Below are 12,114 nucleotides of genomic sequence, written 5' to 3'. Positions count from 1 at the left end.
AGGATAGGCATCGGCTGTTTCAAGACGATGACCATCCGGTTCTTTACTCTTCGTCGTTCAGATAAGGATCGGCGAAACCGAGCTCCTGCATGATGTCGCGCTCGAGCGCTTCCATCTCTTCGGCCTCGTCATCCTCAATATGGTCATAACCTAGCAGATGCAGACTGCCGTGCACAACCATGTGGGCCCAGTGGGCCATCAGCGGCTTGCCCTGTTCGGTGGCTTCGTGCTCCACCACCTGGCGGCAGATCACCAGATCGCCGAGCAGCGGCAGCTCCAGGCCGGGTGGGGCCTCGAACGGGAAGGAGAGCACGTTGGTGGGCTTGTCCTTGCCGCGATAGGTAAGGTTGAGCTCGTTGCTCTCCGCCTCGTCGACGATACGCACCGTCACTTCGGCCTCCTGCTGGAAGCCGAGAATGGTGCCGTCGAGCCAGCCCTGCAGCTGGGCCTCGCTCGGCAGGCCGTCGGTGCTGGCGCTGGCCAGTTGCAGATCCAGGGTCACGCTCATTGGGCACTCTCTTTACTGGTGTGGGGGGCGGCTTTGTCGGCCGCCTGTTTGGCATCGAACGCCTCGTAGGCCTGCACGATGCGGGCCACCACCGGGTGGCGCACCACGTCCTTGGATTCGAAGAAGTTGAACGACAGGCCGTCGACGTCCTGCAGCACTTCCAGCGCGTGGCGCAGGCCCGATTTCTGGTTGCGGGGCAGGTCTATCTGGGTGATGTCGCCGGTGACCACCGCCTTGGAGTTGAAGCCGATGCGGGTCAGGAACATCTTCATCTGCTCGGTGGTGGTGTTCTGGGCCTCGTCCAGGATGATGAAGGCGTCATTCAAGGTTCTGCCTCGCATGTAGGCGAGCGGCGCCACTTCGATGATGTTGCGCTCCATCAGCTTCTCCACCCGCTCAAAGCCCAGCATCTCGAACAGGGCGTCGTAGAGCGGGCGCAGGTAGGGATCCACCTTCTGGGAGAGATCGCCGGGCAGGAAGCCGAGCTTCTCGCCCGCTTCCACCGCCGGACGGGTCAGCAGAATGCGGCGAATTTCCTGACGCTCCAGCGCGTCCACCGCCGCCGCTACCGCCAGATAGGTCTTGCCGGTCCCGGCGGGGCCGATGCCGAAGCAGATGTCGTGGCGCACGATGTTGGCGATGTACTGGGCCTGGTTGGGGCTGCGCGGCTTGATGAGGCCACGCTTGGTCTTGACCGTCACCTCCTTGCCGTAAGGGATGCTCGGCGCCGGCTCGTCATCCTGCTCCAGCACCCGCGACTCCTGAATGGCCAGATGGACCATGTCGGGGGTGATGTCGGTCACCTTGCCACCCTTGAGCGGCTGGGTTTCCACATAGAGGTGCTTGATGATGACGGCGGCCGCCTCCACCTGGGCCTGCTTGCCCAGCAGCTGGAAGTGGTTGTCGCGGTAGCTGATCTCGACGCCGAGGCGGCGTTCCAGCTGTTTGACGTTGTCATCGAACGGACCGCACAGACTGGCGAGACGCTGGTTGTCGGCGGGTTCCAGATGCAGATTCAGGGTCGAGATGTGTCGGCTCAAAGTGTCCTCGTCTTGACGCGACCCCACCCGGCCGGTGCCGGATGGGGTGAACAGATTAGTGGGGAGTGAAGGCGGCCACGCCCAGCTGGTCCGGTACGTTGTCCGGGCGACGGGCGAGGATCTCGCTCGGGGCGGTGGCGATGCGCAGGTTCATCTCGTTCTCGCCGCGCAGGAATCTGCCGCGCAGGGAGTTGGGACGCACCTCGGTGATCTCCACGTCGGCAAAGCCGCCGATCAGGGTATGCGGGCCTTCGAAGTTGACCACCCGGTTGTTCTCGGTGCGACCGCACAGCTGCATGGGATCGAGCTTGGAGGGCCCTTCCACCAGGATGCGCTGGGTGGAGCCCAGCATGGCGCGGCCAATCTGCATCGACTGGTTGTTGATGACGTGCTGCAGGCGGGTCAGGCGGGCTTTCTTCACCTCCATGTCGACATCATCGGGCAGATCGGCGGCCGGGGTACCGGGGCGCGGGCTGTAGATGAAGCTGAAGCTCATGTCGAAGTTGATCTCTTCGATGAGTTTCATGGTGGCCTCGAAATCCTCGTCCGTCTCGTTCGGGAAGCCGACGATGAAGTCGGAACTGATGGTGATGTCGGGACGGGCGGCGCGCAGGCGACGGATCTTGGACTTGTACTCCAGCACGGTGTGCGGGCGCTTCATCATGGTCAGGATGCGGTCGGAGCCGCTCTGCACCGGCAGGTGCAGGAAGCTGACCACTTCCGGGGTGTCCTTGTAGACCTCGATGATGTCGTCGGTGAACTCGATGGGGTGGCTGGTGGTGTAGCGAATGCGATCGATGCCGTCGATGGCGGCCACCAGCCGTAGCAGCTCGGCGAAGGTGCAGATGCCGCCGTCGAAGGTCGGGCCCCGATAGGCGTTGACGTTCTGGCCGAGCAGGTTCACTTCGCGCACGCCCTGCTGGGCGAGCTGGGCGATTTCATAGAGCACGTCGTCGAGCGGACGGCTCACCTCCTCGCCGCGGGTGTAGGGCACCACGCAGAAGGAGCAGTATTTGGAACAGCCTTCCATGATGGACACGAAGGCGGTCGCCCCCTCGGCGCGCGGCTCGGGCAGGCTGTCGAACTTCTCGATTTCCGGGAAGGCGACGTCCACCTGGGCACCGCGCCCTTCCTGCACCTGCTTGATCATGGTGGGCAGGCGATGCAGGGTCTGCGGGCCGAAGACGATGTCCACATAGGGGGCGCGAGTGCGGATGTTGTCCCCCTCCTGGGAGGCGACGCAGCCGCCCACGCCGATCACCAGACCGGGTTTGTTTGCCTTGAGCTTCTTCCAGCGTCCCAGCTGGTGAAACACCTTCTCCTGCGCTTTTTCGCGGATGGAGCAGGTGTTGAGCAGCAAAACGTCTGCCTCTTCGGGCTCTTCGGTAAGCGTGTAGCCATTGCTGGCATCCAACAGGTCGGCCATCTTGGACGAGTCGTACTCGTTCATCTGGCAACCCCAGGTTTTGATGTGAAGTTTTTTGCTCATTGCTTCTCTTGACTTGTTTTGAATGCGGCATGGTCAAAGGACCGGGCATTTTACTCCGCAATCCGGAGACTGCCTAGCGAATATCCAGCCGGCCACGGCCGGAGCGCCGCTGGCGGGCTTCCTGTCGGCATCGGCTTTCTCCTTGATTTGGCGCACTAATTCTCCACACCCTTCACTGTTTCCCGGCGCCCCTTGCGGTATCATGTGGTCATTCGGTCCGGCTGCGTTTTCCCCTTGCCCGGGCTCACCCCTTGCAGGAATCAAGTTATGGAACAGTGTGATATCGCCATCGTCGGGGCCGGCATGGTCGGCGCCGCCACCGCCTGTCTGCTGGCGGCGCAGGGTCTCTCGGTGCGGGTCATCGAGACCCGGCTGCCGGAGCAATACGCCCCCGAGCAGCCGCTGGATCTGCGGGTCTCCGCCATCAGCCAGGCTTCGGTGGCGCTGCTGGAGCAGGCCGGCGCCTGGCCGCACCTGCAACAGATGCGGCTGTGCCCCTATCGCCGGCTGGAAACCTGGGAGCTGGACGGCTTCGCCACCCGCTTCAATGCCGCCGACCTCGGTCTGCCCCAGCTTGGCTACATCATCGAGAACCGGCTGGTGCAGCTGGCGTTGCTCAGACGCATGGAAGATTTCCCCAACATCCAGACCCACACCCCGGCGGCGGTGACGAGCCTGCGCCAGAGTGCGGACGAGGCGGTGCTGACCCTGGATGATGGCAGCGAGCTGGCCGCCCGCTGGGTGCTGGCGTGCGACGGCGCCGAATCCCACACCCGCAAGCTGGCTGGCATCGGGGTGTCGCGCTTTGAGTACCGCCAGCACTGCATGTTGATCAACATCGACACCGACTTCGAACAGGAAGACATCACCTGGCAGCAGTTTACCCCGAGCGGCCCGCGCGCCTTCCTGCCGCTGCCGGGCCGGCACGGCTCCCTGGTGTGGTATGACAGCCCGGCCCGCATCCGGGCGCTGGCCGCCATGAGCAACGAGGGGCTGGCCGCCGAGGTGCGCCGCCACTTCCCGAGCCGGCTCGGCGGGTTTGCCGTGACGGCCAAGGGGAGCTTCCCGCTGGTGCGCCGCCACGCCAACGACTACCACGCCGGCCGGGTGGTGCTGCTGGGCGATGCTGCCCACACCATCAACCCGCTGGCGGGGCAGGGGGTCAACCTCGGCTTCAAGGACGTGGCCTGCTGGCGCGATCTGCTGCAGGGGGCTGGCGCCGACTGGCATCAGCTGGCGCTGGCCGGGCGCTATGAGCGGCGCCGCCGCCCCGACAACCTGTTGATGCAGTCGGGGATGGATCTCTTCTACGGGGTGTTCAGCAACGAGATAGGCCCGCTCAAGCTGGCTCGCAACCTGGCCCTCAATCTGGCGGACAAGGCGGGCCCGCTCAAGGAGATGGCGCTACGCTATGCGCTGGGGCTGGTTTAAGGCGCGCGGCGCCATCATGAGGGAGCAGACAGCATGAACAAGGCATTGCTGGTGATCGATTTCATCAACGACATCGCCCACCCGGACGGGCGCATCGCCGCCTCGGCGGCCCATGTGCTGGAACAGGCCGCCATCGTGCACGCCAATCAGGCGCTGGCCCATGCCCGCGCCCACGGCTGGCTGGTGGTGCTGATCAAGGTGGGTTTTGACCCGCATTATCTGCTGCAACCCAAGGGCTCGCCCATGTTTGGCCGGGCTCACCAGTTCGGGGCGCTGTCGCTTGGCGATAGCGGCACCGACTTTCACCCCGACCTCGACGTGCAGCCGGGGGAGCTGGTGCTGACCAAGCCCAGAGTCAGCCCCTTCTACGGCACCGCGCTGGAGCCGGCGCTGCGGGCCAACCACATCGACCACCTCTATCTGTGCGGGGTGAGTACCAGCTGGGCCATTCAGGCGGCGGCGCGGGAGGGGCATGATCGCGACTACGCCATCACCATCCTGGAGGATGCCTGCGCGGCGGCGGATGCCAATGAGCACCATGCTGCGCTGCGAATGCTCGGCCGCATCGCCGAGATCTGCAAGGTGGCCCAGCTGGCCTGATCCCGGCGGCAGGCGGAGCTTGCTCACTGTTTTGACATTTTGTCTGCGGCCCCCTGTCGGGCCGCAGCCATTTTGGGCAACATGAAGTGAGCATCGATTGCCACAAGGATGAGGGCATGCGTTATCAGGGACGGATCGTGCGCTGGAACGAGGCGCGCGGCTTTGGTTTTATCGCCCCCGAGCAGGGGGATGGCGAGCCAAAAGGAGCCGAGCTGTTCGTGCATATCTCGGCGCTGCAGTCAGATGGCTCGCTGCCCAAGATTGGCGAGCGGGTCTCCTATCTGCTTGGCAGCGGCCAGGACGGCAAACCCAGGGCCGAGCAGGTGTTCTTTTTGGCTCGGCCGCTGTCGCTGGCAGGCGCCCAACCAGCGCCCTCTGTGGTCAGACAGGCTGTGACCGGGGAGCGGCCTATGCCAACCAGGGCACGCCCGCGCCCCGTCTATCGGCGCCGCAGCAACTGGCGCGGCAAGCTGATCCCGCTGCTGGTGCTGGCCGGGATCTTCTCCATTTACTCCCGCTTCTCGGCCGAGTCGGTCTCGCCTTCGCCAAGCTCTTCTTTCAGTCAGCAGACAGCGGACAGCACAGACAGCCCGCAGGCGGCGCCCACCTTCGTCCGCCAGTGCGACGGTCGGCAGTACTGCTCCCAGATGACCTCCTGCGAGGAGGCGACCTGGTTTTTGCAAAACTGCCCCAATACCAAGATGGACGGCGAAGGTGACGGCATTCCATGTGAAAACCAGTGGTGTAGTTACTAGCGAGGGGTGGGGCGGGTGCAAGTGGTTGATCATCTATCTTTATCTTGCAGGCCGGGGGCGGGCCATGGCCGCCGATGCCCCTTCGTCATGGACGGAACGCCGGCATTACGCTGGTGGTGGCGGCAGGTGCGGTGCGTCGTTGTTGGGTGAGGAGCAGGGTCATGGCGGACTATTTTCAGGGATCACTGTTTCACTTCTCCGATCGGGCGCAATACCTGTCTGCACTGCTCAATTCGCTGGAGGAGCAGATCTCGGTGATCGATCGGGATGGCGTCATCCATTACACCAACCTCGCCTGGAATAGCTTCGCCGAACAGAACGGCATGCCGGAGGGGTACGACTGGCTGGGCGTCAACTATCTGAGGGTGTGCGACAATTCGGTGGAGCCGCTGGCCCAGATGGCAGCCGAGGGGATCCGGCGGGTACTGCGCCACGAGCAGCAGCACTTTCATCTGGAGTACCCCTGTCACAGCCCGGATACCCAGCGCTGGTTCATGATGCGGGTCTCCGCCATCCCCGGCATCGAGGTCGAGTTCTACACCATCAGCCACATCAACGTCACCGAACGCAAGCTGCAGGAGCTGGACATGGCCTACCTCTCCCTGCACGACCCGCTGACCGGGCTGGCAAACCGGCGGCTGTTCAACAGCTTTCTGCACAACGAATGGCGGCGCAGCATGCGCGAACAGACCCCCATCTCCTTCATCATGCTGGATCTGGACAACTTCAAGCTGTGCAACGACCACTTCGGCCATCAGGTCGGGGACGGTTTCTTGCAGCAGGTGGGTCAGCTGCTGAGCACCTTCTGCCAGCGGGCCACCGATCTGCCGTGCCGCTTCGGCGGCGACGAATTTGCCCTGATCCTCGGCAACACCGGGGACGAGGCCGCCTCCCGCATGGGGGAGGCCATTCGCGTCGGCATCGGCGAGCTGCTGATCCCGGGGGCGGATGGGCTTAGACTCAGCGCCAGCGTCGGCATCGCCACCCTGTTGCCGCAGCAGGCCCGCGTCTCGGAAGAGGAGCTGCTGACCGCCGCCGACATGGCGCTCTATCTGGCCAAGCAGGGGGGCAAGAATCGCTGCCACTGCGTCAGCTGCAGCGCGCTGCCGGCCGCCTGATACTGACCGAGATTGCCACACTCCCCATGGCGATACCTCGCCTGTCCCCTGATATCGACTCCCTGAACCTATCGCATCAGCGATCCGGCAGGGCTGGCTGCGGCGCCGGGTGGGCATCGATGACCAGCTGCACGAAGCGATCGCGGATGGGATCGGCGAATTCCGGGTTCCACACCAGGCTTATCTCCCACTCGGAGCAGGGGCCGGACAAGGGGTAGAGGGTGACGTCCGGGCCGGCGATGAAGCTGACGCTGCGCGGCAGGATGGCGTTGCCGATGCCGGCGGCCACCAGTGCCACCAGGGTCTGGATATCCTCCGCCTCCTGGATCATACCGGTCAGCCGGTTGGCGCCGAGGAAGCCGGCGATCTGCTGGCTGAGGCCGGGGCAGCGGTGGCCGACCATCTGCAGCAAGGGCTGGCTGGCCAGCGCCTGCTCCACATCGAAGGTGGCCGGATCCGGCCGGGTCATCAGAGTTGGCACCGCCAGCACCAGCCGATCGGTCAGCAGTTTGTGCTCCTGCAACTGCGGCGCCTGGGGCCGGCGCATGAAGCCGAGCTGCAGCTGGCCCGACAGCAGCCGCTCCTGCTGGATGGCGGAGGTCATGTCCTGCAGATGCACCATCACCTCGGGCACCTGCTGCTTGAAGCTGGCCACCAGTGCCGGTGCCAGCGCGAAGCTCGACAGGCCGAAACCAATCTTGAGGCGCCCGGCGATGCCGCTGGCCAACGCCATGGCATGGCGCTCAAAGCCCTTGCCATGCTCAACCAGAGCGCTTGCCTGGGTGAGCAGCTGGGCGCCGATGGCGGTCAGCTCGGCGCCGTGGCGACCCCGGTTGAACAGGGTACTGCCGAGGGTCTGCTCCAGCCCCTGGATCTGCTTGGTGAGCGCCGGCTGGGTGATGAACAGCCGGCTGGCGGCCTCCCGGTAGTTGGCGGTGTCGGCCAGGGTGACGAATGCCTGCAGTTGCTTCAGATCGAATTTCATTCCATGTGGTTATCTAAAGTGGCCATTTTGTGATTATAAATTATCTAACTGCCTTGTTCTAATGGTCTGGTAGCGGGCCCCATTGGCCCCATCCGATCCGTCACAAGGAGTCATCTCATGCCTGCCGAACGCTATCTGTTTTTGATCAAGGGAACCCTGGTACTGGCCCAGCCGCTGGCTGCGCCGGAGACGGGAGAGCTGCTTACCAGCCTGCTGCAGCAGGGCTTTGCGGTCGGCCCCTTGCAAGTCTGGGCGAGCAATGCCGAACAGGCGCTGGCCTGCTATGAGCAGGCGGCTCAGCGGCGGGCCTTCGGCGATATTCTGGCGGGGAGCGAACCAGGCCTCGTGGGAGTCGGCGCATGAGCCGGCTTGTGCTGCGGGCCAGCGCCCTGCTGCTGGACATGGATGGCACCCTGGTGCACTCCACCGGCGAAGTGGAGACGGTATGGCGGCTCTGGTGCCGCCGCCATCAGCTGGCGCCCGAGCCGGTGCTGGCCATGTGCCACGGGGTGCGTTCGCGAGAGGTGCTCCGTGCACTGGCCCCGCAACTGGACATGGCGCAGGAGGTGGCCCTGCTCGACGAGCTGGAGATCAACCACACCGGTCAGGCGGAGGCCATCGCCGGAGCCCGGGCTCTGCTGGCAGGTTTGCCAAGCGAGCGCTGGGCGCTGGTGACTTCCGCCAGCCAGCGGGTGGCCCGTCATCGGCTGCGCAGTGCCGCTCTGCCGTTGCCCACCCTGCTGGTGGGTGCTGAGGATGTGGTGCATGGCAAGCCGGATCCCGAGCCCTACCTGCTGGCGGCCGAGCGTCTGGGGCTGGCGGCGGCCGATTGCCTGGTGTTCGAGGATGCGCCGGCCGGCATCACCAGTGCCCTGCGGGCGGGTTGCCGCGTGGTGCAGGTGGGAGGCAGGCAGCGGCTGGATCCGGACATCAGCGCCCTGATCCAGGACTGGCGCCAGGTGAGCGTGGTGGAGGAGGCGTCGGGTCTGCAGCTGACGCTGCTGGCCTGACAACAAAAAGCCCCCGTCGAGCGGGGGCTTGGATGGTGGACGACGCGCTTATTTGAACACGCGAAAACGCGCGGCGTCGTCCATGAAGGTCTTGTCACCGGCCGGTTGCTTGATGCTGCCAAAGGGCATCTGGGCGCGCAGCAGCCAGCTGGTAGGCAGGTTCCACTCCTTGTGTACCGCCTGGTCGATGAGCGGGTTGTAGTGCTGCAGGGAGGCGCCGATCTTCTCCTGGGCCAGGGTGGTCCAGACCGCAAACTGGGCGATGCCGGTGGCATGTTCCGACCAGATGGGGAAGTTGTCGGCGTAGAGGGCGAATTTTTGCTGCAGATCCTTGATGACGTCGGTGTCCTCGAAGAAGAGCACGGTGCCGAAACCTGCGCGGAAACTGCCGTCCACCTTGGCTTCACTCTGGGGATAGGCTTCCGGCGGCACTATCTTCTTCAGCTCCGCCTTGACGATGTCCCACAGCTTGTGGTGCTGGGCGCCAAACAGGATGACGGCGCGGGAGCTCTGGGAGTTGAACGAGGAGGGGCTGTGCTTGATGGCATCCTGGATGAGAGTGGTCAGCTGCTCCGGCGTATGGGAAACCTGGTCACCCAGGGCATAGATGGTACGACGTACTTTGATCTGTTCGATAAACGGACTGCTCATAACATCTCCTTTGTTTGACAGGGAATCGTCTTCGGTGGTCCTTGGCAAGGCCATCCGGCTCCGATTGTTCAAGCTATAGACTATAACACCCCCTTCCTGGTTAGCCGTCAACGCACAGTGGTCACTGTTTTTACTTTTTGTTGATATACATATCCACGGCATGGATGAGCAGTATCACGTTTATATGTTTTTTGTCAGTTAGCCGGAGGGCGGCTGATTTTAATCAATGAATGATTCTGTTCGGCCGCCATAGAATCCTCGCATTACAGAATTTTTTGCGGGGTGTTGATGATCCAATGGTTGATTAGTCGGCGTTACTACCTGTTGACCTCGCTGACCCTGCTGCTGGGTACCCTGGTGCTGGTGGTGACCCTGGCCCTGGCGACGGCCAGCTATTTGCGCAGCATCGACAAGACGGTGGCCGGCTACGGCCACATGCTCTCCTCCCTCGATGCGGCCCTGATCCACGAGCTGGTGCTGGCCAACCAGCGTCAGCTGGCGGTGCTGGAGGCGTCGCTGGACAAGGTTGCCATCGCCCGCGGCGAGCCGGCCGACAACCCGCTCTGGGCCATTGCCCACCAGATCAAGCGCGACAGCCACTACATCTATTTCTACAACCCGCAAACGGACCGCATCAGCAGCTACCCGGCCTGGCAGCAGCCGGCCGAGTATCGCGCCGCCAGCCGGCCCTGGTATCGGGCGCTGTCGATGCCGGGCGATGACCTCATCTGGCTGGGTCCCTACCAGGAGTTCGGCTCGGACAAGCAGATCCTGACCCTGATCAAGCGGGTAAAGGGGCTGGATGGTCAGCTGCTCGGCCTGCTGATGGTCGACATGTCGTTCAACGCCATCCAGCAGGCACTGCAGCGGGCCATGGGTCGCAACCAGGCGGCCATCTACATCAGCTCGCGGGGGGGAGATCAGCTGGTGGTGGGCTGCAACATGACGCTCTATCAGCCGCCAGTGACCACGGCGGGCGTGGTGGGCAGCGGACTGGAGGTGATCTGGCATGGCCGCCATCTGCGCCGGGAGCTGGAGGGGATCGACTGGGATCTCAACATCTATCTGCCGCCCGAGCTGTTTCACGACGGCCTCGAGGAGGCCCTGCTGATGGTGGTGCTGCCGCTGCTCTCGCTGTTTGCCATCTGGTTTTGCAGCATCAACTTTCTGGTGCGGGTGTTCAATCAGGAGCAGGCGCTGGTGGCCGGCTCGCTGACCGGCATAGTGCGGGATCCGACCCAGACTCCCTGCCAGCTGAAGACCTGGTTCGTGCACAGCAGCCTGAGCGAGATAGACCAGGTGCGGGCCAGCTTTCTGCAGGGGCAGGATGCCCTGCTGCACGACCCCCTCACCGGCATCATGAACCGGCGTGCCTTCACCCAGCGCCGCAGCGAGCTGGAGGAGAGCGCCACTCCCCACTGGCTGCTGCTGTTCGACGTCGACAACTTCAAGCGCATCAATGACAACTGGGGACACACGGTGGGGGACGGCGTGCTCTGCCGGGTGGCCGAGCTGCTGGTGGCGGAGCTGGGCAGTGGCTGCGTCTACCGGATCGGGGGAGACGAGTTCGCCGCCCTGCTGCCCTGGCCGCGCAGCGAGCTGGAGTCCGGGTTGAGCCGGCTGCTGGCGCGGGTGCGCAATCAGCAGTGGCGCGAGTTTCGCGAGGCGGTGACCCTGAGCGTGGGCGGAGCCCATAGCCCGGATGACGGTGTGCTGCTGTTCGAGCGGGCCGACGAGTGTCTCTATCGGAGCAAGCGGCGGGGGCGCGATGGCTGGTCTTTGACGGAGCGGACCCGGCAGGAGCAGGGTGCTGACAGATCCTGTCATATGGATAACGGCTAAGCGACCCCTGCCGCTGGGTGGGCCCCGGCACCGTTCGCTGTCCAATTTCCATGCGATGTCATTTACGTATTTAGATTCAATATCTTATGAGCTAATTGACCGACATCGAAGGCGGTGCGGGAGGCGGTGTCGCTCTCCTGCGACAGTGGCGCCCTTTGGCGGGAATCGTATAGTTCGGGGAAATTAATCAGGTTTGACAGGAGTACCCCATGGAGATGAACAAGCGTGGCATGAGCGCCCTGGCCCTGCTGGGCTCACTGCTGCTGGTCAGCGGCGTAGCGCAGGCCTCGGAGACACTCAATACCATCCTCGGTGGCGGTGCGGGTGGCGTGGCCGGCACCATGATCGGCAAGGAGCTGGGCGGTGATACCGGCGCCCTGGTGGGGGCGGCGCTGGGCGGTGCGGCCGGTGGCGCCGCCACGGCCAACAAGGGCAACAAGAATGAAGCGGCGCTCGGTGGCGCGGTCGGGGCGCTCGGTGGTGCGGCCATCGGCAAGAGCGTGGGTGGCAGCACGGGTCAGCTGATCGGGGCTGGGGTCGGCGGGGCCAGCGGCTCCGCCATCGGCGCCAAGACGGGCGATGGCCACAAGAGCAACAACGATCGTTACTACGACGATGAGCACCGGCACCACAAGAAACACAAGAAGCACAAGAAACACAGATGGCACGACGATGATTGATCGCA

General features: G+C 64.0%; 13 protein-coding genes. 8 read left to right on the top strand and 5 right to left on the bottom strand.

The features are described 5' to 3' along the window. Positions 1-43 precede the first annotated feature (43 nt). From ybeY to miaB, 3 genes are read right to left on the bottom strand one after another with little or no spacing between them, the layout of a single operon-like run. Entirely contained in the window at positions 44-508 is a 465-nt protein-coding gene (gene ybeY, locus E5E96_RS01740; protein WP_076360390.1) for an rRNA maturation RNase YbeY, read from the bottom strand. Then, positions 505-1,548 (bottom strand): PhoH family protein, encoded by a 1,044-nt coding sequence (locus E5E96_RS01735; RefSeq protein WP_060389953.1) that lies wholly within the window; start codon positions 1,546-1,548, stop codon positions 505-507. Before E5E96_RS01735 ends, ybeY begins: the two co-directional genes overlap by 4 nt. A 55-nt stretch (positions 1,549-1,603) precedes the next feature. Further along, positions 1,604-3,037 (bottom strand): tRNA (N6-isopentenyl adenosine(37)-C2)-methylthiotransferase MiaB, encoded by a 1,434-nt coding sequence (gene miaB, locus E5E96_RS01730; RefSeq protein ID WP_171281436.1) that lies wholly within the window; start codon positions 3,035-3,037, stop codon positions 1,604-1,606. A 267-nt stretch (positions 3,038-3,304) separates the two neighbouring features. Here miaB and E5E96_RS01725 point away from each other — a divergent pair, with 267 nt between their 5' ends. The 4 genes from E5E96_RS01725 to E5E96_RS01710 all read left to right on the top strand — a co-directional run bounded on the left by E5E96_RS01725 (position 3,305) and on the right by E5E96_RS01710 (position 6,941). Beyond that, a complete protein-coding gene (locus E5E96_RS01725; protein WP_102988161.1) occupies positions 3,305-4,468 on the top strand; it encodes an FAD-dependent oxidoreductase in 1,164 nt (387 codons plus the stop codon). Positions 4,469-4,501: 33 nt separating this feature from the next. Further along, a complete protein-coding gene (locus E5E96_RS01720; protein WP_171281435.1) occupies positions 4,502-5,068 on the top strand; it encodes an isochorismatase family cysteine hydrolase in 567 nt (188 codons plus the stop codon). A 116-nt stretch (positions 5,069-5,184) separates the two neighbouring features. Further along, the gene (locus E5E96_RS01715) at positions 5,185-5,823 is read left to right on the top strand and encodes a cold shock domain-containing protein (protein ID WP_171281434.1); all 639 of its coding nucleotides are present in this window, start codon (positions 5,185-5,187) and stop codon (positions 5,821-5,823) included. A gap of 161 nt (positions 5,824-5,984) precedes the next feature. Then, positions 5,985-6,941, top strand: coding sequence for a diguanylate cyclase (locus tag E5E96_RS01710; protein WP_011707012.1), 957 nt, complete (start codon positions 5,985-5,987; stop codon positions 6,939-6,941). A 76-nt stretch (positions 6,942-7,017) separates the two neighbouring features. On the opposite strand, the gene E5E96_RS01705 is transcribed toward E5E96_RS01710, so the two are convergent. Then, positions 7,018-7,926, bottom strand: a complete 909-nt coding sequence (locus tag E5E96_RS01705) for a LysR family transcriptional regulator (protein ID WP_171281433.1) — start codon at positions 7,924-7,926, stop codon at positions 7,018-7,020. A 117-nt stretch (positions 7,927-8,043) separates the two neighbouring features. Here E5E96_RS01705 and E5E96_RS01700 point away from each other — a divergent pair, with 117 nt between their 5' ends. Both E5E96_RS01700 and E5E96_RS01695 read left to right on the top strand, forming a co-directional pair. Then, positions 8,044-8,289, top strand: coding sequence for a hypothetical protein (locus E5E96_RS01700; RefSeq protein WP_171281432.1), 246 nt, complete (start codon positions 8,044-8,046; stop codon positions 8,287-8,289). Next, positions 8,286-8,936, top strand: a complete 651-nt coding sequence (locus E5E96_RS01695) for an HAD-IA family hydrolase (protein ID WP_171281431.1) — start codon at positions 8,286-8,288, stop codon at positions 8,934-8,936. Before E5E96_RS01700 ends, E5E96_RS01695 begins: the two co-directional genes overlap by 4 nt. 48 nt (positions 8,937-8,984) lie before the next feature. On the opposite strand, the gene E5E96_RS01690 is transcribed toward E5E96_RS01695, so the two are convergent. Further along, entirely contained in the window at positions 8,985-9,587 is a 603-nt protein-coding gene (locus tag E5E96_RS01690) for a nitroreductase family protein (RefSeq protein ID WP_077096542.1), read from the bottom strand. Between the two features lie 288 nt (positions 9,588-9,875). Between E5E96_RS01690 and E5E96_RS01685 the strand changes: the two genes are divergently transcribed. Then, positions 9,876-11,429, top strand: a complete 1,554-nt coding sequence (locus tag E5E96_RS01685) for a GGDEF domain-containing protein (protein ID WP_171281430.1) — start codon at positions 9,876-9,878, stop codon at positions 11,427-11,429. A 209-nt stretch (positions 11,430-11,638) separates the two neighbouring features. Further along, the gene (locus E5E96_RS01680; RefSeq protein ID WP_017409236.1) at positions 11,639-12,109 is read left to right on the top strand and encodes a YMGG-like glycine zipper-containing protein; all 471 of its coding nucleotides are present in this window, start codon (positions 11,639-11,641) and stop codon (positions 12,107-12,109) included. The last annotated feature ends 5 nt before the right edge of the window (positions 12,110-12,114 follow it).

The sequence above is a fragment of the Aeromonas sp. 1805 genome (assembly GCF_013085525.1).
Taxonomy (GTDB): Bacteria; Pseudomonadota; Gammaproteobacteria; order Enterobacterales; family Aeromonadaceae; genus Aeromonas; species Aeromonas hydrophila.
This window is presented reverse-complemented; position numbering and strand designations above follow the sequence as displayed.

What these genes read in the sequence shown, in the direction of transcription:
- ybeY (WP_076360390.1), bottom strand. Translation starts at nt 508, where the DNA reads ATGAGCGTGACCCTGGATCTGCAACTGGCCAGCGCCAGCACCGACGGC.
- miaB (WP_171281436.1), bottom strand. Translation starts at nt 3,037, where the DNA reads ATGAGCAAAAAACTTCACATCAAAACCTGGGGTTGCCAGATGAACGAG.
- E5E96_RS01725 (WP_102988161.1), top strand. Translation starts at nt 3,305, where the DNA reads ATGGAACAGTGTGATATCGCCATCGTCGGGGCCGGCATGGTCGGCGCC.
- E5E96_RS01720 (WP_171281435.1), top strand. Translation starts at nt 4,502, where the DNA reads ATGAACAAGGCATTGCTGGTGATCGATTTCATCAACGACATCGCCCAC.
- E5E96_RS01715 (WP_171281434.1), top strand. Translation starts at nt 5,185, where the DNA reads ATGCGTTATCAGGGACGGATCGTGCGCTGGAACGAGGCGCGCGGCTTT.
- E5E96_RS01710 (WP_011707012.1), top strand. Translation starts at nt 5,985, where the DNA reads ATGGCGGACTATTTTCAGGGATCACTGTTTCACTTCTCCGATCGGGCG.
- E5E96_RS01705 (WP_171281433.1), bottom strand. Translation starts at nt 7,926, where the DNA reads ATGAAATTCGATCTGAAGCAACTGCAGGCATTCGTCACCCTGGCCGAC.
- E5E96_RS01700 (WP_171281432.1), top strand. Translation starts at nt 8,044, where the DNA reads ATGCCTGCCGAACGCTATCTGTTTTTGATCAAGGGAACCCTGGTACTG.
- E5E96_RS01695 (WP_171281431.1), top strand. Translation starts at nt 8,286, where the DNA reads ATGAGCCGGCTTGTGCTGCGGGCCAGCGCCCTGCTGCTGGACATGGAT.
- E5E96_RS01690 (WP_077096542.1), bottom strand. Translation starts at nt 9,587, where the DNA reads ATGAGCAGTCCGTTTATCGAACAGATCAAAGTACGTCGTACCATCTAT.
- E5E96_RS01685 (WP_171281430.1), top strand. Translation starts at nt 9,876, where the DNA reads ATGATCCAATGGTTGATTAGTCGGCGTTACTACCTGTTGACCTCGCTG.
- E5E96_RS01680 (WP_017409236.1), top strand. Translation starts at nt 11,639, where the DNA reads ATGGAGATGAACAAGCGTGGCATGAGCGCCCTGGCCCTGCTGGGCTCA.